This window comes from Neobacillus drentensis NBRC 102427, assembly GCF_001591445.1.
Lineage (GTDB): Bacteria > Bacillota > Bacilli > Bacillales > Cytobacillaceae > Neobacillus > Neobacillus drentensis.
Map to the genome: position 1 here is coordinate 82644 of NZ_BCUX01000003.1, position 23892 is coordinate 106535.

The window sequence follows — 23892 nt, forward strand, 5'->3', positions numbered from 1 at the left end:
TTTTATTCAACATCTGTAGGTGATGAAAGTTTATCTTCATATTTGTCTACAAAAAGGTTACCACCGCTATTGACTACCGCATAATAAATTTCTTCTATCCGTAAATTTCTTCTTTTGAATTCGGCATCAATCCACTCACTGCTATAGATGCCGGAAGCGTTCTTTTCGATGATTTGCCCGTCCATAACTAGTTCAACTGGCAGCGACTCTGATGAAATGGGAAAATTGAAATCTTTTTTAATTGCATTTTGAAACGGTACCTTTTTAAGAATGGATAATTCCCCGTTCACTTCCAGCATTGCGTATTCTACTTCAGCTATATTAAAGATTTCCTTTTCCCTTAAATGCTGATTAAGGTCATCAATCGAGAATTTTACTTTTTTCATATTCTTGTCTAGTAATTTTCCTTTTTCTATTAGGACTGTAGGTCTACCAGAAAGCCATTTTCTAAAACTTCGACTCCTAGAAGATAACACCATGAACAAATAAAACATTAAAATTAATACAAGAAATGAAATTAGCATTTCTTTGAACTTTAAATTCGTATCAAACCCCATGTTGGCTATAAAGGAACCAATGGTAACGGATAAGGCAAAGCTATAGTGGTTTTTATGAGAGTTAATATGCTTTCCTATTGCGAGTGTAACGAGTATTAAAATCATAAAGCTGACAACTGTTCTCAGAATGGGTATAAGTGTATGTTCCATTTAAAACTCCTGTTTACTCATATTGTTTTTATCCAATTTATCTTTCCAATTTGCTATTTTATTTATCCATCTTGATACCTTCAATTGATGAATCCACGAAAAATAGGGTGGTAAAATAGGGATAAAACTTGTTTACGGAGGATTCTATGATTTGGTTTTTCCTGTTTGTTGTTCTGTTTGCTTTTTTGATGGGATTATTCCAGGTTCCCATCTGGATTATGTATTGCGTATTGCTTGCCGTGCTTGTTTTTATCATGTTTCGAAACCCTCTCTTATTTGGGAAGGATGCCGAAAGGATGATGGCGTACTTAAAAAAGTCTAAATCACCTCATTTACAATTCCTTTACCATTTTCTTCAAGGGGATCTATCAGCAGCGGAACAAGCGATGGGGAAAATCCGTTCCAAAAAATCCAAACGAAACTCTGAATTGATGCTTTTAATGGAGCGGAAACAATACGGAAAAGCAAAAGAACTTCTATCACTAATGGTTGGGCATAAGACAAAATGGTACGCTTTGGCGGATATCGCAATTAATGAAGGCGACGGAGAATCGCTCAAACAAAATAAAAAGAAGATAACAGACACCTTTTTCTTAGACATGTTGGAAGTCGATCAAGCCGTTTATGATGGGAAAAAGAAAGAGGCGGTTGCGCTGCTAGGTAACATGATTCCTAAGCTTAGGGGTTATAAATTATTGACAGTCGTCCAGTATCGAAAACAAATACTTGAAGGAAGAGTCTGACCCAAATTTCCGATAAAAGTAAAGCCCGAAATCTTATGATTTCGGGCTTTTCTTTATTTGATTCGATTACCTACTTAATAAAACAAAAAGCTCACCACTTTGCAGTGAGTTATTATTTTTCAGGTTCAGCCTGTTTAAATGTAATTAACTTAGCAAAATACCGTTTATCATCCCAATCATATTTAATTTTAAGCTGACCTAGAATCCGTTAGTAAATGAACGGATGAAAGAGCTTTAAACATAACTACAATTAATCAGCTCATCTTCCGAAGCCTTTTGATATTGTGCTGTTGATACGAAACGAACGTCTCCGATCGCTATATTTTCCAACAACTCTTTTATTTTTACAAATCGTGGCAATGCCCTACGGTAGTAAGCAACATATAAAGGAACTTGAGCCGCTTCACAAGCTGCGATCATTTCTTTGCATTCATCAAAATTGAGTGCCATTGGTTTTTCTACATAAACAAGTTTTCCTGCCTTTGCAACTTTAATTGTATATTCTTTATGTAACCCCGGTGGTGTCGCAATATAGACAACATCAACATCTGGATCGTTATTAAGTGCGTCGGCATCAACATCCAATAATGCCCCAACGGACTTTGTTAAATTTCATAATAAAAATTCCCTTTCTTTTTTCATCTAACTTAACTTTTCATATGTGAGGATTCAGGATTCATTTCCATAAACTCGAGCCAATTCCCATCGGGATCTAATACCCAGAATTGGTAGTTCAAAGCCATGCCTTGAGAAATTTCAACTTCTAAAGGGACTCCCCTTTTTTTAAATTGATCCGCTGTTTCATGGATATCATCTACCTCGAAACAAATGTGGTCAGCTCGGTTTTTAACACCCTCGGCACCTCCGTAAAATAATTCAATAAAACATCCGTCAACCACTTTCACATATACAATCCACGGTTCGCCATTTGGTTGATTCAATTCAAACGCTTTCTTAAAACCAAGCTTATTGCAATAAAAATCCAATGAGCGTTCCATATCTACAACATGAAATGCTTTGTGATTAATCCCTTTAATCATCTTTTAACCCCCCATTTTTCCTTTTACTATTTTTTTTCACTAAAGCAGTCTCTACCTTTGCTTTTTCAACCGTAATAAATTGGCGTACCTGTTTTTTTTGATTCTTTAATTATTTCACTTCTCTATAATTGTTGATTTCTGTACTTTCTCTCAATTTCCTCAGCTCTGGAACAATTTTCATGCAATGTTCACTTTTATTGTGTTGGTTGATAACCTCTTCATTCTCCCATTCTTCAATCGTTGTAATGATTGATGGATCTTTGACATCTTCATGAAGAGTATACATGATGCATCCTTTTTCTTTTCTGGTTTCTGTCACAACTTTTCTAGCAAGAATTAAATATTCTTCAACATTTACCCCTGGTTTAAGTTTTGCCTTACAAACTACTCTAATCATTTTATTACTCCTTCTCTTTTTTAATTATTTTTATAAACTAGAACTTCTAAGAAACCATTTAGTCCTTAATTTCATTTTTAGTAAATGCACTACCGCTTTACACTTAACCGAAATACAGTACACCTGTACCACAATGAGGTTACCTCTAGTATAAAAATGTTCAATTATCATGTCAATAAATAACTTTTCTTGACGCATTCAGCTGTAATAATCGGCTTAGGAATACCTGTAAGGTTAATAAAACAGAAAAGGGGGAGACCATCTTTGGCCTCATCCCTTTTTACATTTTTATAGTAATTCCTATTGCAATCCTTACTTTTTCAATTTTCTTTGTTCTGTTAAATCTATGCTAAGCTGCTTCATACGCTGCTTCGTTAATGGATAGAGAAAGACTAATATAAAGAATATCAATAGATAGATGGCACCAGGTACGATAGTAGCCAGTGTATAGATTCCTTTTAGGGTACCTTCCGTTTGTACTTCACGAGCTGAATTATAGCCTATGGCTGTAATCGCAATCCCGCCAATTCCACCAGCAATAGCTTGACCAACTTTACGGGCAAATGAGTAGAAAGAATAAACCGTCCCATCTTCTCTTAATCCAGTTAAAAATTCATGGTAATCGATAACATCCGTAACAAATGCCCATATCATCGTATTAAAGAAGGCATATCCAAACATTCCAATAGCTGATAACGCAATGTATTGCGTAGTAGATAAATTCGGGAGGAAGAATAAAAGAATATAGACAGCGGCTGCAAGTAACATGCCTATGGATGTGGTTTCCTTTTTACCGAATCTGTTCACTAATGGTTTTACTAATGGAATGGCAATAAAAACGGCGACCGTTTGAATGATCCCTATAATACTTAATGCTGCTGTATTGGTGAAGTAATCTTTAAATAAAAACACGTTAACTGAACCAATCAGCATCGTACTCACCATGAATATTAGTGATGCACCAAGGATGGAAATTAATGGTTTGTTTTTTAATAGCCCTTTAATTGTATGACCTAACTTAGCTTTTGATCCTTTATTTTCCTGCAACACGATCCGTTCCGTAGATAATTTATAACATGCAAGGTAACACGCGTAAGATAGAATGCCAAAAATTATGGCTGCCAATAGAAATCCATCTGCACTTGCCTTATTGTCTACAAATATAAGGATAGGTCCAACTGCATTGATGATTAAACTTGCTGACATCGCACCCATTGTTCTGTATGTTGATAAAGATGTCCGCTCGACAGAATCATTGGTAATAACTGAGGCCATTGAACCGTAAGGAATATTGACCGTACTGTAAAATGTTCCCCAGAGGATATAAGTGACAAAAGCATATGCTTCATAAAACCCGGTGGACATGCCCGGGATATGAACAAACATTAGTACTCCAGAAATAACGAGAGGAAATGACATTCTAAAAATCCATGGTTTAAATTTACCATGTTTACCAGGTTTCCTTGTATCAATGAACCGTCCCCAGCTAACATCAGCAACAGCATCCCACAAACGTGCAACTAAAAAGAGAATCCCAACAAACGCTGCACTGATCCCATAAACATCAGTGTAATAAACCATTAAAAATGAACTTACTAAAATAAAGAAGAAGTCATTCCCAAAATCCCCAAACATATAGCCGACTTTATCCCTAAATCCGAATGGTCTACTCTGGCCATTTGAAGTAACCGTTTCAGGTTCCATCACTTTTTGTCTGGCATTTTGACTCATTTTAATTCCTCATTTCTTTAATCCGGAAGAGGATTATCGTTTTTGTTCCAAACTATGTTGTCCTTCAATAAAACGAATGGTTCCTGTTTTCGCACGCATAACAACGGAATGAGTTGTTCCAATCTTTCCTTTATAATGCACCCCTTTTAAAAGCTCACCATTGGTTACACCTGTTGCAGCAAAATAAACATCATCGCCCTTCACGATGTCTTCCATCAATAAAACTTTATTAAAATCGGTAATGCCCATTTTATTTAAGCGAATTTTTTCTTCTTCCGTTTGTTGAATCAGCTTCCCTTGAAAGTCTCCACCTAAGCTTTTCAGGGCTGCGGCTGCTATGACACCCTCGGGGGCGCCTCCAGAGCCAAGCAAAATATCAACACCAGTATTATCAAATGCTGTATTTATTGCTGCAGCCACATCACCATCTTGCATCAGTTTAATTCTTGCTCCCGAATCTCGGATTTCCTGAATCATTTTTTTATGTCGTTCTCGATCTAATATAGCCACAACGAGATCTTCAATGTTTTTATTTTTAGCCTTTGCAACAGCTTTTAAATTGTCAATTACTGGTGCATTAATATCAATTTTCCCTGCTGATTCTGGCCCTACAGCAATCTTTTCCATATACATATCAGGTGCGTGTAATAAATTACCCCTCTCTGCTACTGCAATGATAGCAAGAGCATTCGAAGAACCGGCAGCAACAATATTGGTTCCTTCCAATGGATCTACGGCAATATCCACTTCTATCCCATCACATGTTCCTAGTTGTTCTCCAATATACAACATCGGTGCTTCATCCATTTCACCTTCTCCAATAACAACAGTTCCCCTCATTGAAATTGAATTAAACATTTCTCTCATGGCTTGTGTAGCGGCTGCATCTGCTTCTTCTTTCTTACCTTTGCCCAGCCATCGTCCGGCAGCTAATGCTGCAGCCTCCGTTACTCGTACAAGTTCCATTGATAAATTTCTATCCATTCTTATTTCCTCCCTTTTTTGTATAGAATGATCCATGTATTTTATTTCATTTCCATTACCCTTGAATTTGATAATCTTGAATTCGAGATATTTTTATAAAAAAATTCACTCCAACTCTGTTTTATCAGTTGATTTAATTAATAACTAGGTAACTTTATGTAACCATAATAACTTTTTTAATTTCTATTGTCAATTCATATGTGTCAAATACGTGAACAAATAAGCACAGTTTCTGTCTAATTGGTAATATTGTTCCAATTAATACTTTATTTTAATTACTGGGTTTGCTATTATAAATATATAGTTATTAAAAATAACCAAGATACTTTAAGGGGTCCTTGTAGATGGAGATAGAAAATAAATTATGCAGCAAAGTAGAAGAGTGCTATCATATATTAGGGAAAAAATGGGTGGGCCTTGTTATTCATACATTAATGGAGGAACCTAAAAGATTTAGTGAAATCCATGCCTTTATACCAAATTTAAGTAAAAGGGTATTAAATGAACGGATGAAAGAGCTCGAGGAAAATGGAATTGTGTTAAGAAATGTCATTGCAGACCGTCCTGTACGTACCGAATATTCGTTAACCAAAAAAGGAACAGAACTTGGACGATCGCTCAAAGCTTTAGAGAATTGGGCAGATAAATGGTTGTAAATTAAAAGACCTCTCTAATTTATGGAGAGGTTTTTTACTGTATAGTGAAATTTTTCTTTTGATTTTATTTAACATAATTACAATTTATCATGTCATTCATCTGGTCTTGGCCCTGGTTCTATTCCGGAATTTTCCACCGTCCTAATTGGGATAATTTCAACATCTCCATCTTTCATTTCGATATGAAATTTAACATTTTCAATGTGTACATTTAACAATTTTTCTAACTGTACCTGTTTTGCATCAACTTCATTTTCTTCCTTTTCACAAACTACATTTTCATGTTGAAGATTATTAACCATGGTCGATACCAAATCTTTAAAAATAGAGGATTTAGTTAATACATATATAATTAATTCCGTAACTACTTTTTTTTCCTGTTCGTTCTTTGTGGCAAAAATACTATATTTATCCGGTTCAAAAACGATTAAAGATTGCATATTATCTGTAAAGCGTATACCAAAATACTTTTTTTCAGTTCCATAATACTCATTTTCCCTTATTCGAAGAAACTCTAACCCAACCATAAATTCATAGTAGGGTAAGTCCTTTTCAAGAAATTGAAATATCTTTATTTCAATGTTTGAGCTTTGATCAATAAATATTTCTTTTTCTAACTTTGTTTGGATAACTTTGGATTCCAACAAGTTCACTTTAATTACCTCGCGTTTTTTGTATTTTAAATATGTTGTTCTAACGAAAAATAACAGAAATATAAAAAGTAACCTAGATACATTTTTCTATTTAAAACAATTGGTAAACTCTTTTGGTAAGTATATATGTAGTAAACCCAGAATTTTTAATCCTTATTCAATGAAACTTCATAAATCGAAAATGAATGTGTTAATGACAATGCCTCCAATGTTTAGAAATAATGCGACCCCAGTTCATTAGACACAAAAAACCCGAATAAGGGAAATTTTTATTTTTCCATTATTCGGGTTATAGTTCGTCTTTCCTATTTGTTAATTTTCATCTATTTGTACAGGTTGACCTGTCCGTGCGGATTGATAAATAGCTAAAATAATTTTTAGTGGCTTTAATCCCTCTTCACCATTAACAAGCGGTTCTCTATCCTCCTGTATAGCATTTATCATATCAATAAACTGTAAACGATGAGAAGCGCCTTCAAGTGCTGCAGGGTCAACAGACGTATGATCAGAATCTCCCCCATAATGATTTTCTATACCAGCTAAGTTGATAGCTTGTTTTTCATTTTTTGGATTTCGTAGATAATGCTTCATTAATTGATTATTCTCAATCACTGCTGTACCTGTTGTTCCGATAATCTCCAATCGGGCTGACAGGCCTGGATAAGCAGCAGTAGTTCCAACAATGGTTCCTAAACCGCCATTTTTAAATTTCACCGTTGCAACAGCCACATCCTCCACTTCAATTCCTTCATGAGCTAATATGGCTGTATGTGCGTAAACACTTTCCACATCTCCCATGAAGTATTGAAATAAATCTATAGTATGAATGGCCTGATTGATTAATACGCCGCCTCCATTCATTTCCATTGTTCCCCGCCATTTACTAGTATCATAGTAGCTTTGAGGACGATACCAATTCACAGCAGTTTGCCCAAGAATCATTTGTCCAAATCGCCCTGAATCAATATCCTCTTTAATCTTCACAGCTGATGCATCAAAGCGATGTTGAGAAATAACACTTAATTTAACATGATGTTCCCGGCATACATCGATCATTTGTTGTGCTTTTTCAAGGGAAATATCCATTGGTTTTTCAACGATTACATGCTTTCCTGCACGTGCAGCCTCTATCGCCATGTCAGCATGAGTGCCGCTTGGTGTAATAATCGATACAATATCAATATCTTTACTCTTTAGCATTTCTTGATAATCTGTATACCAATCTGCACCTGCCTTTTCTGCAAGTGATTTTGCCTTTTCTTCCTTACGGGAGTATACAGCAACCACTTTTGCTCCTTCAATCGCTGAAATTTGCTCAAAATGCGTGGTACTAATAAGCCCAGTTCCGACGATAGCAAACCTAAATTCCTTTTTCATCACAGCCGCTCTCCTTCAGATTAACTTCCCAACTATTTTCCGTATCATATTTATTAACATTCGTATTTAACAAAGATATAATTCGTAATAATTAACCACAATACAGTACATTTTGAAGTGGACGTGGCTAGATCAACCGTCCTAAGAATTGTAGCTGCATTACAGAAGGAAAACCTAGTTACAGCGGCTTCTGGCTTCTGCTAACAGCGGATTTCGCCTTGGGCCAGAGATATCGATTGGGCAGTCGGAGTGCAATCTCCATTCCGCTCCCATCCCCACGTTTTTATGGAAATGAAGAAAAGCTAGTTAGTGACCTTCTAAAAACTTGTCAAAATATTAATCAACACTTACATAAAAGGTAAAAAAGGCGCTAGGATATCCAGCGCCTTTTCTTAATTTACTTCGTTATTATACAGCTACTGGTGATAATTTCTTTGCAGCTTCTTTTACTTTTTCCATTCCTTCTGCAATAATCGTTTCAGCTTGAGCTGGCATTGCAGCATGACCTTCAATAATAACTTCGTCAATAATTTCCATGCCGAATACTCCGCCAACTACGTTTTTAATATAAGTTGCAGACATTTCCATTGGCGCTGCTTCTGGTGTTGAGTAAACGCCGCCGCGTGCACTTAGAATAATCGCCTTTTTGTGTGTCATTAATTGGACAGCTTGACCATTTTCATCGTACTTGAAAGTAAAGCCAGCTTGGTAAACATAATCAATGAACGTTTGTAATGGTGCTGGGATTGTTAAGTTCCATAATGGGAATGCGAATACTACTAAGTCAGCTGCTGTAAGAGCATCCATCGCTTTTTGTTTTGCAGCAAGAAGACGTTGTTCTAAGTCAGTCATTTCTTCGCCTGATTCAACTTTGCCGAAAGCGTTAAATAAATCTTGACCAAAGTAAGGCATATCTTCAGCGAAAACATCGAAAGTTGTTACATTCGCACCTTCTAAGTTCTCCATAAAAGTTTCATACATTTTACTTGATACAGCCTCTGAAGCTGGACGATTGTTTGCTTTTACTACTAAAACTTTCATATCTATAATTCTCCTTTTTATCTTTAATTTTATTATTTTTAAGTTATATATCTCGGATTAATAATATATTAAACTAGTATTTTTGCCAATATAACACTCTTAGTAGATATTTCTTTATTAGATTACTAAACATTAAATTTGCTTTTGAATAATTAGGTTGATATTTAGAAATTTGATTGTTGAGGAAAACATTACAATTAAGGCAGAAAAAACGTCCCATATTTTACTAATAGAGATGAAAAAAGCTGATTAGTTTGATCAAAAAAAGTCTGATGGAATGATCATCCCATCAGACTTTTTTTATTCATTTAACCTACTAGAGTTAATTATTAAATGGGATAGACCGTTTTATGGTCAGCAAGGATTAACAAAAGATTTTCCTCGGGTCGAAAATTTATTTTTACATCAGAGGAGTAATACCAAGTCTTTTCGTTTTCCTTTGCATCAAATATATTTAACTCATCCTTAAAATCTAAAACTGTCGAAGCAGTTTCTTCATCAACAGATAAGGAGATTAGCCAACGATCGTCTTGCTGTTCAATACGGTAATTAGTAGTTTGACACAGCAATCGGCTGCCTATAGAATGACGAATCATTAACATTAAAATCCACCCCCGGGTAAATCAACTAATAAAAAGAAACTATTTTGATTTGCCTGAATCGTAATTTCGTGGATGTCTGTGATCCGTGCCGCATCCTGGGATTGTAAAATGGAAGCATTATTAATTGAAATTTCTCCTTCTATCATAAAGATGTAAATCTTTCTGCCTACTTCCTGTTGAAAGTTCAATGTCTTCTTTCCATCTAATTTTGATAAATAAAGGGTTAAATCTTGATGGATTCCTGCCACCCGCTCAGAGGCAGTATGGGATATTACAGGTAATAAGTTATTTTCTAATTGTTCAACATCATATGAGATATCTTCATAGGCTGGTGTTAACTTTTTTTCATTCGGTGAAAACCATAGCTGTAAAAATCGGACTTCTTCATCATTGGAAGCATTAAATTCAGAATGAAGCACTCCCGTTCCAGCACTTATTCGCTGAATATTTCCATAGCTGATAATTCCAGAGTTCCCCAAGTTGTCTTCATGTTTTAGCTTCCCCTTTAATACAATAGAAACAATTTCCGCTTCCCGATGCGGATGAATTCCAAAGCCGCGACCAGCTTGGACGGTGTCGTCGTTAAAGACACGCAGTGGACCAAATCGGATATTGGAAGTGTCATAATACTCACCAAAGGAAAAACTCAAATTGCTTTCCAGCCATTCATTATTTACAGTGTAGCGTGTACCTGCAGGATAAAGTTGAATCAATTCTATCACTCCTTCTCTGAATTTCGAGCTTTATTTCTTTCATCCAAAACAAAAAGTTGGAATATATAACAGGAGTTCCTCTGCTATATGCTCCAACTCTTTTATACCTAGAATTTCCTTATGCTTGATATTTTTTAATCAAATCAACAAACGCATTGATAAATGATCGTAAGAATTGGACCGTTCCGTCATCTTTAATTTTGTCGTTTTCATCAAATAAAGCTGAAACATTGCCAATATAAGCTTCCGGCTGTTGAACGATTGGCATATTTAAAAATACAAGTGATTGGCGTAAATGGTGGTTTGCACCAAATCCACTCAAGTTATCAGGGCAATTTTCTTAGAAAAAGAATCTTTCCGTAGAAATCCAAGTAAAATACCGATTTGGGTCATTTTATATCATTCTATACCATTAATTATTATTTTTAATTTGAGATAATTGTATTCGAAATAAATTCAATTGTCAAAAAAAAGCTTCTCCGAACTGATAAATTCATTAAATTTGAAAATGCTGACTTTTAAATTCAAATTAAAATATTTAAGTTGGTTTCTCGTTTCTTTAGCTGAATATAAAGCTTGGTCTGCAAATTTTATTAATGTTTCTCCTCTCGTTTCATCCTTAGGGTAAATGGAGATTCCAATACTCGCACCTTATCTAATTTTTTTATTAATCCAACTAAACCTCTAATAGTAAACAAAGTAAAATTTACACTTGCAAAAGTATGAAAAGGTGTCCATTTCTTCCATTTGAATAACCTAGAATTCTTTTCAAAGTACCATTGACCGATACTCATCGGAACACTAAATAGTAAACTTTTCAAAAGTATTTTGCCTAAATGATCGTTATAAGACAGTTTTACCCAGATGACACTTAAAAGTGGAAAAAATAATACTGTATAAATGATGTTAGTTTTAAAAATCTTTGGAAAAGGACGGATTGGATATTCTAGTCTTTTAGTCCCAACAACATAAGCATCAATTAGAATCGCAATAACTCCTTTTGAAAAAAATATAACCAGATTTTCTCTCATTTTTGGACCTTTAAATAAGAATGGCAGGGCAACTACACACAAAGCAGTAAGTAAATTCAACAGCTTCTTTTCCATAAAAACATCCTCCAAAAAACTAATCGATTGTATCGATTAGCTCTTTCACTTTTCACTATTCCTTTTCTTCACCCATTCAGCAACCATAACAGTACGTTTCGCCTGATACTTAACAACAGTCTGAATAGCAGAAAAGCATTATTCTACAACCTCTAGAGTAACATCAATATTCCCTCTGGTTGCTTTAGAATATGGACAGAATTCGTGTGCCTTTTGTACAAGATCTTCTAATTTTCCTTTTTCAATCCCATGTCCTTTTACTTGTAACGTTACTGCAATTTTGAATCCTTGATCTTCTTCATCATTTAAGAAACTTACATTTGCCGTTACCTCAGAATCAAATTTGACACGCTCTCTCCTCGCAATGTTTTGTAATGCCCCATCAAAACAAGCAGAGTAACCACAAGCAAACAATTGTTCAGGATTTGTGGCATTTGGTAATTCCTTTGCTCTTGGTGTCCCTGGCATGGCTAAATCCATTTTTATATTGCCATCATCCGTTTCTACTCTTCCATGTCTTCCCCCAACGGCGGTTGCAGAGGACGTAAATAAGGGTTCCTGTTTAGTCATCGTTCTTCTCCTTTATTGTTAAATGTAAGCACTAAAAAATTTTTAAAAAATGATTCCTAAAAACCTGATGGTTCACCATAATTTCCTACCTATTATTTCATATGGTTGTATTTATTATTCCTAAGAGTTTTAAAGTATTTTCTATGTAATAAAAAACTAATCGAATGGCTTCGATTAGTTTTTTATATTAATTAAGATTTTATTGGTTCGCTTTTTTTACCCATTCTGCAACTGTAACAGTACGCTTTGCTTGATGTTTAACAGCTGCCTGAACATCTTCAATCATTTTACCATCTTGACCAACCGTAACACTTGTTCCATATGGGTTACCGCCAGCTCCGAATGTTACTGGATCCGTATAACCAGGAGCAGCAACGATTGCACCCCAATGATACATGGACGTATAAAGTGATAAAATAGTTGCCTCTTGACCGCCGTGAGGGTTTTGTGCGGAAGTCATAGCACTTACCACTTTATTCATTAGCTTTCCATTAAACCAGAGACCACCAGTTGTATCTAGAAATTGTTTCATTTGTGCTGGCATGTTACCAAAGCGAGTAGGCACACTGAAAATAATTGCATCTGCCCATTCTAGGTCTTCCAATTTAACCTCAGGTACATCCTTTGTTTTATCTACATGTGCTTTCCAAACTGGATTCCCTTCGATAGCTGATTGCGGAGCAAGTTCAGGTACTTTTAATACTTTTACTTCAGCACCTGCTTCCTTTGCACCTTCTTCCGCCCATTTTGATAATTGATAGTTTGTTCCGCCCATGCTGTAATAAATTACTGCCAATTTTACATTTGACATGTTTTCATTCTCCTCTTTTGCTGAATTTCCAAATAGTTTGGATAAAAAACCCATTTTGTTACACCACCTATTATTTACTTGTTGTTAAATTTCTATTTATATTAAATTGCTTTTGCGTTTGTTGAATCCCTGTGAAAAATTAGTTTATTTAATGAGAATAGCTTGCTTCCATTAATGACTAGATATACCGCAATAGCTAAGAAAGCTAAATCTAATTCATAACCGGCCATTTGACCATTTCCTAAAAAACCAATGGCTAGTTTAACTTTTACTGTTGCTCCGATCATTAATAATGCGAACAAAGCTGCTACAAGTCTTGTTGCCAAGCCAATGATTAATAGGATACCCCCAATAATTTCGAGTAATGCAACTCCATATGCCGTAGCTCCTGGTAAGCCAAGACTTTCAAACCAGCCTGCCGTGTTTTCAATTCCACCTTGAAACTTTACAACTCCATGAATAAAAAATATTGCTCCTAATGTAACGCGTAAAATAAGTGCTCCAATTTCATTTTTTAACATTTACTTAATTCCCCTTAAAGTTATATTATTTAGTATTAAAATGTTGTCGATACCAATTTGCTGCTGCTTCTACTTCTTGACTGGTTAATTGATGCCCTCTATTTTCCCAATGGAGTTCTACCTTCGCATTTGCTTTATTCCTGCAAGTGGCAACAGGTCTAATTCATTGCCTCCAGTACCATGAAGCATAAGAAAGGTTGGCTTTAATGAATTTTTTCCTTTATTGAATATATGTTTCCTTATTTAATTCCCTTACTTTAAATGGAAGCAATCCACGTTCAAGTTGTTCTCTATGCGGTTCATACTTTGCAGGCAGCATTAATTTCTCTCCCATTGTTTCTGGAGTTTCATCATGGGCAAAGCCTGGAGGATCGGTTGCAATTTCAAATAAGATTTCTCCATGTTCTCTAAAATAAATCGCATTGAAATAGTTTCGATCCTGTACCGGAGTGACACCGTACCCATTCGCTGCAACATACTTTTTCCATTCCAATTGATCCTGGTCATCACTAGCACGCCAGGCGATATGATGTACGGTTCCCACACCCATTCGCCCGCGTCCATTCGACGTTAATTTCAGGTCAATGACATTTCCGATATCAGCTGAAGAACGATATCGCGCAAAATCTCCTTCTTTACCTACGAGTTCAAGACCCATTACTTTTTCTAACAAATCCGCCGTTTTATTAGGCTGAGAGGATAATAGTGTCGCTCCGCCAAATCCTTTGATGGCAACATCTGGTGTTACCCCGCTAAAGTTCCAATTATTAACCTCGCCTTCTTCCCTTTCAACAATTTCAAGGTGAAGACCATGTGGATCATCGAATTCCAAATATTGCTCCCCGAATCGTTCCATTTTTGTAAAAGGTACTTTGAACTTTTCTAATCTATTCTCCCAAAATCCTATGGCACCTTTAGGAACAACATATGAGGTAACCCCAACTTGACCTCCACCGATAGTACCTTGACGAGCACCAGCCCACGGGAAGAATGTGATGATGGTTCCAGGTTTTCCGCCTTCATTTCCGAAATAGAGGTGATATGTGCCAGGGTCATCGAAGTTTACCGTTTGTTTCACTAGGCGCAATCCTAAAACTCCTGCATAAAAATCAACATTCTCCTGTGGATGACCTACAATAGCAGTAATATGATGAATACCCATTGTTTTCTTACTCATTTTGAAAACACTCCTTTTTATATTATGATGTCTATTTTTTTATTAAATTATTGATAAAATTTTAAGTTTGAGATTCTTCATTTCGAGATATTTTAGAATAAAAAAGCATCTAATGCATATTGTCCAGGTCCAATTAAGGCTAAACCAATTACCACTGCAATCAATGTCAGGTTATATTCGTAACCATTTTGTGTTGCCCAATAACCATTAGGAGCATGAACCTTTACTATTGCCATTACCATTGTAGCTGCAATCATTATTCCCGCAAGGGGAGTAAGGAGTCCTAATGTAAACAATAATCCCCCAATTAATTCTGCTAATCCTGCCATGAGGGCCATTGTCACACCTGGCTTCAATCCGAGGGATTCCATCCAGCCTCCTGTACCCTTCAAGCCGTAGCCACCAAACCAGCCAAATAATTTTTGTGCACCGTGTGCCATGAATGACAAACCAATCACTAATCTAATAATTAATAATCCAATACTCATCATTATATTAATCCTCCTGATTTCCTTTTATCTCGATTTCGAGATATTAGTTAAAAAAATATACGATTACACTCTGTTACTAACTTTTTTTAAAGAGTTGACCAACAACTCGGATTCAACATCTGTTAAATTTTCAAAAAAAGAATCAACTATTTCTTGATACTTTGGCATAATGTTTTCCATCAATTCCAATCCTTCAGCTGTCAAGGTTATATGAATAACTCTTCTGTCTTCTCTACAGTCATTTCTTTTTATGATTCCTTTTTGTTCAAGTTTATCTATAACATATGTCATCGAACCGCTAGAGATCAGTATCCTACTTCCAATCTGCTGAATCGTTTGTTTTCCTTTGTGGAAAAGCACTTCTAAAACAGAGAACTCGGTGATACTTAATTTATTTTTGGACATTTCATCTCTTATTCTTTCCTGAATGGCTTTTGAGGTTTGCATTAGCAGCAAAAATGGCTGGTTTGTACATTTCCTTTCCATACTTACACCTCCTATTTAATACCTTTAATCAATAAATCTTGAATTCAAGATAATTTTATAATTTTACAATTAAGTCAATAACAATTTTCCTTTAAATAATCTGGGATACAAACGGGCATTATTGAACTTCATCCATCAAGCTATAAACTTCATCAAGTTGAAATACACGCATGTAACGCGGCAAAAAGCTCCGTATCTCTTCTTCATTAAACCCGACTTGTAATCTTTTTTCATCCAGAATTAAGGGTCTTCTTAATAGCCCAGGATTTCCTTCAATAATCGTATACAATTCTCGAAGTGATAGAGAATCGATATTTATATTTAACTTCTGAAAAGCTTTTGACTTAGTTGAGATAATTTCATCGGTGCCCTCTTCTGTGAAATGAAGGATATTCTTAATCTCATCTAATGTAAGCTTTTCAGAAACGATATTTCTTTCTTCGTAAGCAATATGATGTTCATCAAACCAAGCTTTTGCTTTTCGGCATGAAGCACAACTAGGTGATATATATAAAGTTACCATTATTAACACTCCCTTGATGTTTTAGTCATTTCGACTGATATCAAATAAATTTCCATTTTATTCCAACTCTGCGTATCTTGAATTATGATATCTCGAATTGAAGATATTTTTATTATATATCATCTTTTCCATATGTCAACTGCAAATAATCAAAAAAACCCTTTATGAAATTTCTCATAAAGGGGGTTCAGTTTTACTGCACATTGAATTCCTCTAACAGTATTTTTTCAGTTTGAGGCATTGTTAAACCTAGATGCCAGCATCCCATTCCTCCTAGTCCATATTGCCCAACTAATCGGAACTTCACAAGCAGGCTTCGCGGGTCTTCAAACCACACTTCGTGTAAAATGCCTTTATTATCTACATAGCGAAACCACGGTGCAGCAGCCTTTTCATCAAAATGCAAAGCACTTTGATAGCCGGTATATAAATCGACGGCATGTTGGGTCGAATAAGCTTTTCCAGATTGCTTCTTCTCTTTTATCGTCCAGTCATAAGCATATTGAGGAATTCCAAGCATCAACTTTTTTCTATCTACAACGGATACAGCATAGTCCAGTGTGGCTTTTACTTTTTCAATTGGGGCTATCGGACCTGATGGGCCTCCTGGCCAATGCCAATCATAAGTCATTAAAAATATCCTATCCAGATACTTTCCAAGCGTTTGATAATCATAACCTGCTGAATAAGATGGCTCCTGGTCTCCTTTTTTAGGTGGGACGGCCATCATGACCTCCATTCCTGCTGGGTGCAGTTTTTCAGCCAATTCTTTTATAAATTGATTAAGGTGATTCCGATCTTTAGGTCTAACTTGTTCAAAGTCGATAACAACACCTTTATAGTCGTGGCTATCCAATAAGGAATAAATATTATTAATAAATTTTTGTCTCAACCAATCAGTACTCATTAATGTATGAATTAATTCAGGATCGAATCCTTTTTCACTTAAATTGGATAAAGTAGCATATGGAGTCACGTTCTTTTTCCATGCGATTTTATGTGCTTGATTCTCCTGCACTTCAATCAGATTGCCTTGTACATCAGGTTTATACTCAAACACAAAAATACCAGAGAGTGTACTTTTATAATTATTAATCATCCAGGTATTCGAGTTCTTATCTTTTGGAACAAAGTAGGTTCCAGTCCAAATATCAAATTTTTGCGGACGGGGGATACTCAATTTTTGTCCAGGAACAATAACTCTATTTTTCAACCCATTTTGGTTCATTAACGTTTCTTCACTTATTGCATGTCGTTTTGCAATCTCCCAAACGCTGTCTCCTGGCTGAACAATGTAAGTAGAACCAGGTAATAAAAGTGCCTGCCCAAGAACAAGTCCCATATTTTTAGCTAAACCATTTATCTTTGCGAGTTTGTCTTTGTCAATTTTATATTGTTTAGATATTTTACCTAAGCTATCTCCATATTTCACTTCATGAATGACTTGTGCATTTGTCAAACTCGGGTTCAACAAAATGATACAAACTGAAATGAATAACAATTTTATTTTTTTTATCATAAATTTATCTCCTTATTTTTCAAGATCATTCTTAGGCATGAAACAAGATAGGGTTTCTAGTGTTTATTGGATATAGTCTCCCATGTAACGCAAAAGAAATTTTACCCGTTTCTTCAGAAACAACAAGAGCAAGTGCATCGCTTTTTTCGGATATTCCTAGGGCTGCACGGTGGCGTGTTCCAACTTTCTTATCTCCAGTTACTCCAGTTGTCAGCGGAAGCACATTTGCTGCCGAAACAACTTGATTTCCCTTGATTAAAACTGCTCCATCATGTAATGGATTTCCCGGGTAAAAAATCGATTCCAATAATTTTGGTGTTACTAGAGCTTCTATTGTTGTTCCCTTTTGGATAATGGTGTCAACAGAGTCACTACGTTCAACTACAATAAGTGCACCATGTCGGTTCTTCGATAGGATTTGAGCAGCAATAGATAACTCATCGTATGTATCCGTAAAGGACGACAAGTAACAATTTAAATAAAAAGAAGCCGCCATAGATTCAATTTTTATTAGATGTTCCTTTACATCCTCTAAACTCCCTAATACACAGTGGTTTTCGTTACCCAGGACACTTAAATTAGTTTCGAGTAAATCAATTATATTTTTAATACCATCTTCTAAATTTTGCTTTAATGGTGAAAAATCACAATTACTCTCCATGTTGATATTCCTCCAACTATTAGCTAAAAGCCTTTTATTCCAATCTTTTTATTTACGGTACTTGTTAGATATAGTATTAGTTTGGTGTTTTAAAATTATTTATGAGCATTCCGACATAATCCCACGCTACTTTAATTGATTTATTTTCTCAAGTTTACTATAATGTATTTAAGTTACTAAAAGTATACATGTTACTTTTTATATAATATTATTTTAGAAGCGAGGTATGGAAAATGAATATGTTAGAATCAAAAGTAATTCAAACTAGATTTGAAAAAGAAATATTTATAGAAGAAAAATCAAACATTGAAATTAACGGGTTTCATACTCTTGATAAGAACACTTCTTTTTATGAATTTATGGTAGGGCTTGATCTAATTCGAATAAGGAATAATGAGTATTATGGAAATAAAACAAGTTACGTTAATATAAGAATTTCAGAAGATTTACAATCTCTTTTTATAATAGAGCCTGATGTTCAAAGTGTTTTTGCCATCAAAAATAAACAGGAAAAAGAAGCAGCCATTGAATTAATTCATTATTTATTAGTTGATTCACAAACTTTTAAACAAGTGGTATCAGAAATGATAAGTAACATAAAAAGAGAAAATGTTGTTAATGTATTTGAAGTCAAGGAAGCTAACATTAAGCTGGCTGTGCTAGAAAGATTATTAAACGTTAGTAATGAAGATATAAAATTCATGATTAGACTGGAAAATATAGCTTAGTTTTATAAAAAGGAGAAAAGCCTCATTTTAACTGGCTTTTCTCCTTTTTTAATTGAAATAGTTCTTACTGCATAAAAGAAACACCATTAATGAATTCCTTTAAAAGCATGGGCTTTCCCGATTTATTTTTGGTAAATAAAAAATCGAATATCAAACACTATTTTTACATAGTATTCGAATTATCCTTATTTTAGGGAATACCTTTTTGTCAAAAAACAACCCAATATATATTGAGTTGCTTTAACTGATTTGCGATTCCTCCTTACCTTACATTTAATGAATAGTGATTACCTTTTTTCAACTCTTCCATCCGCATGGCGTGCGAATCTTCCTGACTCACGCTTATTTACAGGATCTGGACGGTCCCACGGCCAACCTCCAAATTGTGTAGTTTGATAATCCTTGAATGCATCGCGAATTTCCTGCTCAGTATTCAATACAAACGGTCCATAGGATACGACAGGTTCCTGTATCGGCTCACCCTCTAGGAGTAGCATATAACTCTCAGAAGCTCCATTTGTAATCGTGATTTCCTGATCACCAGCAAGCTTTACACGATGGTACGTTTCAATCGCTGTTTCGTCTATATTTAGTTTATCTCCCTGATAATAGTAAATATTTCTCGTCATTGTCGCTGAAACCGACGGCAGGGTGAAGACTGCATCCGGCTCCATATGAATAATGTAAATCCCCACATGATGATTTTTATCGTTTGCCCAAGAAGCTGAGTTTGGTTCTAAACTAGACTTCCCCTTCACACTTCCGGCAACCAGTCTTATGGTCGTTTTCTGTCCATTAGCAGCATCCAATTGTACATCAGGGATCTCCTCAGCCCATAACATTTTATATTCAGGATCAGCGAATTTATCTTTTGCAGGTAGATTCAGCCATATCTGAAAGAATTCAAGCGGGTTAGCTTTGTCCTGATGGACGAGAGGAAACATTTCAGTATGCTGTGCGCCCTTTCCTGCTGTCATCCACTGAACATCTCCATTCCCAAATCGTCCTACGGACCCATATGAATCAAAATGATCAATAAGACCTTCAAGAACGACGGTTACCGTTTCAAAGCCTCTGTGGGGATGTACAGGAAATCCCGGAACTGTGGTACCATGATACATTCTAAAACCATCACGCAGCGTAAAATCCTCGCCAAGATTTCTGCCTTCCAATGAAACGTTTGGACCCTGCTGGTCGTTTCCTGAAGGATACGCATCTTTATGATGGACTGTCATAAGGAACGGATCTTCGGTCTCCCATGGAAAACCTAATTTTTGTATTTTCATGATTTTGCTATTCATTTCTACCTCTCTCCTTTAAAAGTCACCGTGTTGTGGTTGAATAAGTTTCCTATATTTCCTTTAGCACTGTTATAACTGAATGTTGATTTCACTGTGTTTGAAAAATAAACGGTAAAATTCCGGCTAAGTTGGGGAATACCCATATTTCCTTAAAAATAAGGGAAGTTTTTCCGTCTATATTACCCAAATCTATAGATTTTGTCTTATTTAGAGCAGTTAATCGGAATATCTCCGCTTATATCTGCTTCATAAGCTTCCTATATATACATTAGCAGGAAATTCTCCGCCTATGAATTCTCATACCTACTCTAAAATCAACAATTGGTAGTAACACAGCCTTTCCTTTTACTCTTTGATGCGTTCCTTTGTACTTCTTACTGTATCAATGGGGCGAACTAATTCTTCGATTTCTGCACGTTTCGGCTCTAAGAATGGCGGTAAAGATAATTTTTCCCCAAGCGTTTCATAGGATTCATCTCCCATAAAGCCAGAACCATCTGTAGCGAACTCAAATAAAATTTGTGGTGCAACTCTTACATATAAAGACTCAAAAAAGTGACGATTTCCATAACCGGATGTATGGAATCCAAAACCATTCATTCGTTCAATCCATTCATCTAAAACAGCGCGATCCTCTACATGTAATGCTGCATGGTGAACCGAACCAAATCCTTGTCGGGCTTCAGGAAGAACCGCATTATATTCTACAATGACAGAGGCACCATTTCCGCCTTCCCCTACTTCAAATAAGTGGAATGAACCTTCTTTACTTAAATTATCTTGAATATGAGATAATAATACTTATAAACTTTTTTGTCAATAACCTTTTATTTTATAGAACTAAAATGCCCTTATATGTAGTACAATGGCAAAATATTTAACATTAATGACTTAAATATTACACCCTTGTTGAGATTATCTTATTTTGGTCTCTTAATGAACCAATTCCATTTCAAGCTTTATGATGCTGCATGATTAGTGGTCATAAAATCCTCAAATGCTCCCACTTTCAATGGCCTGCTGAAGAAGTAACCTTGTCCAAGTATATAACCATCTTTGCTAAGTTCATCAACATGTTCCTTTAGTTCAATTCCCTCTGCAATGACATTTAATCCGATGGATTTTGCTAAGTTTATGATAGCCTTTGCAATTTCCTTACTTTCTTTATTCGTATGAATATCTTTTACAAACGATTGGTCGACTTTTAATGTATCAATTGGAAGGTCTTTAATATAACTTAGTGAACTATACCCTGTACCAAAATCATCGACAGAAATTTGGATGCCTAGATTTCGAATTTCTTTTAAAATGGATACCGTGCTTTTGACACTTGCCAAGACACTTTCAGTTATCTCAAATTCAAGCCATTTTGGATCTAATCCTGTTTCATGCAAAATCGTTTTAACCTTATCAACAAAATATATGTCCTCCAACTGACTAACCGAAACATTCACAGATAAGTGTAAAGGTGGATAACCTTGGTCTTGCCATGCGGATGATTGCCGGCAGCTTTCTCTAAGTATCCATTCTCCGAAAGGGACAATTAATCCCGTTTCTTCTGCTAGTGGAATAAATTTTCCCGGAGGAATAATTCCTAAATCAGGGTGCTTCCATCTGACCAATGCTTCCATTCCGATTAACTCATTGGTAGACATGTTAATTTTCGGTTGATATTCCAAGTAGAATTGTTGCTCATTGATCCCTTGTCTTAATGCATTTTCAAGTAAACGCCGCTCTAAAGATTGATGTTCCATGAGTTGATTGAATATCATAAAGTCATTTTTACCGCGTTCTTTCACAAAATAAAGTGCAGTGTCCGCATTCTTGATCAGATCTTCAGGAGATTCTCCGTGAGCAGGATAGTGTGCCACACCAATACTGCAGGTGAGCATAAAATCTTGTCCAGCCTCCTTTATAGGATTTTGAAACTGATTTAACATTCTTTCAACAATTGTTAATACATACTGTTCATCCTCGACATCTTTTAACATGACGACAAATTCATCTCCGCCAATTCTAGCTGCTATATCTGTTGATCGAATAACAGATTGAATCCTTTTAGCGGCTTCTTTAAGCACAAGGTCTCCTGCATCATGACCCCATTGGTCATTAATTTGTTTAAAATTATCCAGATCAATAAAAAAGACGGACAGTTTAGACTTGGATAATTTTCGGTCCATGACTTCATTGCGAAGCTGATTCATAAACGAGCGTCGATTTGGAAGATTTGTCAAGGAATCATGGAATGCTAATCGGTAAATCGCTTTTTCTACTTCTTTTCGTTCACTTATATCACGCATAACGACTAATATAAAATCATTATCATTTTTTGAAAAAGAAGGGTCGGTAATACTTACGATATTTGCCTCGACGTCGATATAATATCCTTCTTCATGACGGAGACGGAATTCGCTTTTCAATTCCCTTTTTATGGTTCTGCTACAATAAGATAATATTTCATTTCTAACCCTATCCTGGTCATCCTGTTGGATTTTTTCAAAAAAGTTACTCATTTCTAGTAAAGGAAGGTCATAGTTTAACACTGTTTTAAGTGATGGAGAAACATAGTGAATGGCGCCATTCCTATCAATAATCAACACCATATCGATTATGTTTTCGGCTATTATCCTGTGAATTTCATTGCTTGTTGTTTTTTGCTTCAATTGCTTTTTTTCAATTAGAGATTTCATCTCTTGACTGGAAGTTTTCGAAAAAGCACTATATTGGTGATTTAATTCTAATTCGACTTTAATTTTAATCGCTTTCCCAACCAGTATTCCGCCAGTTTCCAGTGCTGCATTCCAGGTGAGACCAAATTCTTCACGGTTAATAGTTGCTTCTGCTTCATAACCGTAAACTTCCACTCCCAATGGGTTTGTCCCTTTACCGCCGAACTCAACATCAAATGTTACTGGTTTTGTTATACCTTTTATCGTTATATCACCAGTAACTTTATAACGATCACGATTTTTTGTAATCTTAGTAGATTTGAAATCGATCGTTGGGTAATTTTGAATATCAAAGAAGTCAACTGATTTTAAGTGTTTATCGCGTTCTAGGTTACGAGTGTTTATACTATCCCCATCCAACTTGAATACAATTTTTGCAGTTGTTAAATCCGTTAAATCTTTAGCCTCTACATCGGCTTGAAAGGAATCAAATTGCCCCCTTACCTTTGATACCATCATATGTTTCACTTCAAACCCTACTGTGGAATGTGCTTGATCTACAAACCAGTTTTCCATCTATAAACTCTCCCCGGTCTTTACATTAAGTTGGACAGCAAGTTCGTTTGTTAACATAATCGCTAGCAAAAAAACCTCAATTAATTAATATTTAATTAAAATATCTCGA

Annotated in this window: 28 protein-coding genes and 2 pseudogenes; 3 read left to right on the forward strand and 27 right to left on the reverse strand. The window is 35.5% G+C overall.

Going from position 1 to position 23892, the window contains the following annotated elements; genetic code table 11:
- Positions 1–2: 2 nt before the first annotated feature.
- Entirely contained in the window at positions 3–707 is a 705-nt protein-coding gene (locus BDR01S_RS00965) for a DUF421 domain-containing protein (protein ID WP_066253169.1), read from the reverse strand.
- Between the two features lie 146 nt (positions 708–853).
- On the opposite strand from BDR01S_RS00965, the gene BDR01S_RS00970 reads away from it, so the two are divergent.
- Positions 854–1450, forward strand: coding sequence for a hypothetical protein (locus BDR01S_RS00970; protein WP_066253166.1), 597 nt, complete (start codon positions 854–856; stop codon positions 1448–1450).
- Between the two features lie 234 nt (positions 1451–1684).
- Here the strand turns inward: BDR01S_RS00970 and BDR01S_RS00975 are convergent, their stop codons facing one another.
- The 5 genes from BDR01S_RS00975 to glpX form a co-directional block, all read right to left on the reverse strand.
- Entirely contained in the window at positions 1685–2035 is a 351-nt protein-coding gene (locus BDR01S_RS00975; RefSeq protein WP_066253163.1) for a Gfo/Idh/MocA family protein, read from the reverse strand.
- Between the two features lie 62 nt (positions 2036–2097).
- Positions 2098–2490, reverse strand: coding sequence for a VOC family protein (locus BDR01S_RS00980; protein ID WP_066253160.1), 393 nt, complete (start codon positions 2488–2490; stop codon positions 2098–2100).
- Between the two features lie 109 nt (positions 2491–2599).
- Complete coding sequence (locus tag BDR01S_RS00985; protein WP_066252888.1) at positions 2600–2887, reverse strand: putative quinol monooxygenase; 288 nt, start codon at positions 2885–2887, stop codon at positions 2600–2602.
- A 312-nt stretch (positions 2888–3199) separates the two neighbouring features.
- Positions 3200–4618 carry an MFS transporter gene (locus BDR01S_RS00990; RefSeq protein ID WP_066253157.1) on the reverse strand — a complete coding sequence of 473 codons (1419 nt, stop codon included), beginning with the start codon at positions 4616–4618 and terminating at the stop codon, positions 3200–3202.
- A 33-nt stretch (positions 4619–4651) separates the two neighbouring features.
- Positions 4652–5602: a class II fructose-bisphosphatase gene (glpX, locus tag BDR01S_RS00995; RefSeq protein ID WP_066253154.1), complete on the reverse strand. Its 951-nt coding sequence runs from the start codon at positions 5600–5602 to the stop codon at positions 4652–4654.
- A gap of 344 nt (positions 5603–5946) precedes the next feature.
- Here glpX and BDR01S_RS01000 point away from each other — a divergent pair, with 344 nt between their 5' ends.
- A complete protein-coding gene (locus tag BDR01S_RS01000) occupies positions 5947–6258 on the forward strand; it encodes a winged helix-turn-helix transcriptional regulator (protein WP_066253152.1) in 312 nt (103 codons plus the stop codon).
- Between the two features lie 92 nt (positions 6259–6350).
- Here BDR01S_RS01000 and BDR01S_RS01005 read toward each other — a convergent pair whose 3' ends face one another.
- From BDR01S_RS01005 to cdaS, 18 genes and pseudogenes are all read right to left on the reverse strand, one after another.
- Positions 6351–6902, reverse strand: coding sequence for a hypothetical protein (locus tag BDR01S_RS01005; protein ID WP_157406084.1), 552 nt, complete (start codon positions 6900–6902; stop codon positions 6351–6353).
- 321 nt (positions 6903–7223) lie between these two features.
- Positions 7224–8288 (reverse strand): Gfo/Idh/MocA family protein, encoded by a 1065-nt coding sequence (locus tag BDR01S_RS01010; protein WP_066253146.1) that lies wholly within the window; start codon positions 8286–8288, stop codon positions 7224–7226.
- A gap of 408 nt (positions 8289–8696) precedes the next feature.
- Positions 8697–9329: an FMN-dependent NADH-azoreductase gene (locus BDR01S_RS01015; protein WP_066253142.1), complete on the reverse strand. Its 633-nt coding sequence runs from the start codon at positions 9327–9329 to the stop codon at positions 8697–8699.
- Between the two features lie 329 nt (positions 9330–9658).
- Complete coding sequence (locus tag BDR01S_RS01020) at positions 9659–9931, reverse strand: hypothetical protein (RefSeq protein ID WP_066253139.1); 273 nt, start codon at positions 9929–9931, stop codon at positions 9659–9661.
- Positions 9931–10644, reverse strand: a complete 714-nt coding sequence (locus tag BDR01S_RS01025) for a pirin family protein (protein WP_066253136.1) — start codon at positions 10642–10644, stop codon at positions 9931–9933. Before BDR01S_RS01025 ends, BDR01S_RS01020 begins: the two co-directional genes overlap by 1 nt.
- A 118-nt stretch (positions 10645–10762) precedes the next feature.
- The gene (locus BDR01S_RS01030) at positions 10763–10966 is read right to left on the reverse strand and encodes an NADPH-dependent FMN reductase (protein ID WP_235846465.1); all 204 of its coding nucleotides are present in this window, start codon (positions 10964–10966) and stop codon (positions 10763–10765) included.
- Between the two features lie 134 nt (positions 10967–11100).
- A complete protein-coding gene (locus tag BDR01S_RS24655) occupies positions 11101–11286 on the reverse strand; it encodes a diguanylate cyclase (RefSeq protein WP_082797278.1) in 186 nt (61 codons plus the stop codon).
- Positions 11238–11750, reverse strand: coding sequence for a CBO0543 family protein (locus tag BDR01S_RS01035; protein ID WP_066253133.1), 513 nt, complete (start codon positions 11748–11750; stop codon positions 11238–11240). Before BDR01S_RS01035 ends, BDR01S_RS24655 begins: the two co-directional genes overlap by 49 nt.
- A 138-nt stretch (positions 11751–11888) precedes the next feature.
- Complete coding sequence (locus BDR01S_RS01040) at positions 11889–12320, reverse strand: organic hydroperoxide resistance protein (protein ID WP_066253131.1); 432 nt, start codon at positions 12318–12320, stop codon at positions 11889–11891.
- Between the two features lie 199 nt (positions 12321–12519).
- Positions 12520–13185: an NAD(P)H:quinone oxidoreductase gene (gene wrbA / locus BDR01S_RS01045; protein WP_066253128.1), complete on the reverse strand. Its 666-nt coding sequence runs from the start codon at positions 13183–13185 to the stop codon at positions 12520–12522.
- Positions 13186–13232: 47 nt separating this feature from the next.
- On the reverse strand, positions 13233–13652 hold the full coding sequence (locus tag BDR01S_RS01050) for a DoxX family protein (protein WP_066253126.1): 420 nt from the start codon (positions 13650–13652) through the stop codon (positions 13233–13235).
- A gap of 135 nt (positions 13653–13787) precedes the next feature.
- Positions 13788–13895, reverse strand: a pseudogene (locus BDR01S_RS25155) (carboxylesterase); the annotation flags it as partial.
- Positions 13873–14829 (reverse strand): ring-cleaving dioxygenase, encoded by a 957-nt coding sequence (locus BDR01S_RS01055; protein WP_066253123.1) that lies wholly within the window; start codon positions 14827–14829, stop codon positions 13873–13875. The gene BDR01S_RS01055 and the pseudogene BDR01S_RS25155, both read right to left, overlap by 23 nt.
- Before the next feature lie 92 nt (positions 14830–14921).
- The gene (locus tag BDR01S_RS01060) at positions 14922–15320 is read right to left on the reverse strand and encodes a DoxX family protein (RefSeq protein ID WP_066253120.1); all 399 of its coding nucleotides are present in this window, start codon (positions 15318–15320) and stop codon (positions 14922–14924) included.
- Between the two features lie 63 nt (positions 15321–15383).
- The gene (locus BDR01S_RS01065; RefSeq protein WP_066253118.1) at positions 15384–15806 is read right to left on the reverse strand and encodes a MarR family winged helix-turn-helix transcriptional regulator; all 423 of its coding nucleotides are present in this window, start codon (positions 15804–15806) and stop codon (positions 15384–15386) included.
- Between the two features lie 118 nt (positions 15807–15924).
- Positions 15925–16329 (reverse strand): transcriptional regulator SpxA, encoded by a 405-nt coding sequence (spxA, locus tag BDR01S_RS01070; RefSeq protein ID WP_066253116.1) that lies wholly within the window; start codon positions 16327–16329, stop codon positions 15925–15927.
- A gap of 193 nt (positions 16330–16522) precedes the next feature.
- On the reverse strand, positions 16523–17848 hold the full coding sequence (locus BDR01S_RS01075; RefSeq protein ID WP_066253111.1) for a glycoside hydrolase family 18 protein: 1326 nt from the start codon (positions 17846–17848) through the stop codon (positions 16523–16525).
- A gap of 31 nt (positions 17849–17879) precedes the next feature.
- On the reverse strand, positions 17880–18509 hold the full coding sequence (cdaS, locus tag BDR01S_RS01080) for a sporulation-specific diadenylate cyclase CdaS (protein ID WP_066253109.1): 630 nt from the start codon (positions 18507–18509) through the stop codon (positions 17880–17882).
- 233 nt (positions 18510–18742) lie between these two features.
- Here cdaS and BDR01S_RS01085 point away from each other — a divergent pair, with 233 nt between their 5' ends.
- Positions 18743–19237, forward strand: coding sequence for a hypothetical protein (locus BDR01S_RS01085; RefSeq protein ID WP_066253106.1), 495 nt, complete (start codon positions 18743–18745; stop codon positions 19235–19237).
- A 287-nt stretch (positions 19238–19524) separates the two neighbouring features.
- Here the strand turns inward: BDR01S_RS01085 and BDR01S_RS01090 are convergent, their stop codons facing one another.
- From BDR01S_RS01090 to BDR01S_RS01100, 3 genes and pseudogenes are all read right to left on the reverse strand, one after another.
- Complete coding sequence (locus tag BDR01S_RS01090) at positions 19525–20538, reverse strand: pirin family protein (RefSeq protein WP_066253103.1); 1014 nt, start codon at positions 20536–20538, stop codon at positions 19525–19527.
- Between the two features lie 345 nt (positions 20539–20883).
- Positions 20884–21312 (reverse strand): annotated as a pseudogene (locus BDR01S_RS01095) (VOC family protein); the annotation flags it as partial.
- A 185-nt stretch (positions 21313–21497) separates the two neighbouring features.
- The gene (locus BDR01S_RS01100; RefSeq protein ID WP_082797271.1) at positions 21498–23783 is read right to left on the reverse strand and encodes an EAL domain-containing protein; all 2286 of its coding nucleotides are present in this window, start codon (positions 23781–23783) and stop codon (positions 21498–21500) included.
- Positions 23784–23892 lie beyond the last annotated feature (109 nt).

Excerpts from the sequence above, each read along its gene's own strand:
- cdaS (WP_066253109.1), bottom strand. The coding sequence starts at position 18,509 with ATGGAGAGTAATTGTGATTTTTCACCATTAAAGCAAAATTTAGAAGAT.
- BDR01S_RS01075 (WP_066253111.1), bottom strand. The coding sequence starts at position 17,848 with ATGATAAAAAAAATAAAATTGTTATTCATTTCAGTTTGTATCATTTTG.
- BDR01S_RS01040 (WP_066253131.1), bottom strand. The coding sequence starts at position 12,320 with ATGACTAAACAGGAACCCTTATTTACGTCCTCTGCAACCGCCGTTGGG.
- glpX (WP_066253154.1), bottom strand. The coding sequence starts at position 5,602 with ATGGATAGAAATTTATCAATGGAACTTGTACGAGTAACGGAGGCTGCA.
- BDR01S_RS00965 (WP_066253169.1), bottom strand. The coding sequence starts at position 707 with ATGGAACATACACTTATACCCATTCTGAGAACAGTTGTCAGCTTTATG.
- spxA (WP_066253116.1), bottom strand. The coding sequence starts at position 16,329 with ATGGTAACTTTATATATATCACCTAGTTGTGCTTCATGCCGAAAAGCA.
- BDR01S_RS01085 (WP_066253106.1), top strand. The coding sequence starts at position 18,743 with ATGAATATGTTAGAATCAAAAGTAATTCAAACTAGATTTGAAAAAGAA.
- BDR01S_RS01100 (WP_082797271.1), bottom strand. The coding sequence starts at position 23,783 with ATGGAAAACTGGTTTGTAGATCAAGCACATTCCACAGTAGGGTTTGAA.
- BDR01S_RS01035 (WP_066253133.1), bottom strand. The coding sequence starts at position 11,750 with ATGGAAAAGAAGCTGTTGAATTTACTTACTGCTTTGTGTGTAGTTGCC.
- BDR01S_RS00985 (WP_066252888.1), bottom strand. The coding sequence starts at position 2,887 with ATGATTAGAGTAGTTTGTAAGGCAAAACTTAAACCAGGGGTAAATGTT.
- BDR01S_RS01055 (WP_066253123.1), bottom strand. The coding sequence starts at position 14,829 with ATGAGTAAGAAAACAATGGGTATTCATCATATTACTGCTATTGTAGGT.
- BDR01S_RS00990 (WP_066253157.1), bottom strand. The coding sequence starts at position 4,618 with ATGAGTCAAAATGCCAGACAAAAAGTGATGGAACCTGAAACGGTTACT.
- BDR01S_RS01020 (WP_066253139.1), bottom strand. The coding sequence starts at position 9,931 with ATGTTAATGATTCGTCATTCTATAGGCAGCCGATTGCTGTGTCAAACT.
- BDR01S_RS01050 (WP_066253126.1), bottom strand. The coding sequence starts at position 13,652 with ATGTTAAAAAATGAAATTGGAGCACTTATTTTACGCGTTACATTAGGA.
- BDR01S_RS01000 (WP_066253152.1), top strand. The coding sequence starts at position 5,947 with ATGGAGATAGAAAATAAATTATGCAGCAAAGTAGAAGAGTGCTATCAT.
- BDR01S_RS01090 (WP_066253103.1), bottom strand. The coding sequence starts at position 20,538 with ATGAATAGCAAAATCATGAAAATACAAAAATTAGGTTTTCCATGGGAG.
- wrbA (WP_066253128.1), bottom strand. The coding sequence starts at position 13,185 with ATGGGTTTTTTATCCAAACTATTTGGAAATTCAGCAAAAGAGGAGAAT.
- BDR01S_RS01015 (WP_066253142.1), bottom strand. The coding sequence starts at position 9,329 with ATGAAAGTTTTAGTAGTAAAAGCAAACAATCGTCCAGCTTCAGAGGCT.
- BDR01S_RS01065 (WP_066253118.1), bottom strand. The coding sequence starts at position 15,806 with ATGGAAAGGAAATGTACAAACCAGCCATTTTTGCTGCTAATGCAAACC.
- BDR01S_RS01060 (WP_066253120.1), bottom strand. The coding sequence starts at position 15,320 with ATGATGAGTATTGGATTATTAATTATTAGATTAGTGATTGGTTTGTCA.
- BDR01S_RS00980 (WP_066253160.1), bottom strand. The coding sequence starts at position 2,490 with ATGATTAAAGGGATTAATCACAAAGCATTTCATGTTGTAGATATGGAA.
- BDR01S_RS00970 (WP_066253166.1), top strand. The coding sequence starts at position 854 with ATGATTTGGTTTTTCCTGTTTGTTGTTCTGTTTGCTTTTTTGATGGGA.
- BDR01S_RS01010 (WP_066253146.1), bottom strand. The coding sequence starts at position 8,288 with ATGAAAAAGGAATTTAGGTTTGCTATCGTCGGAACTGGGCTTATTAGT.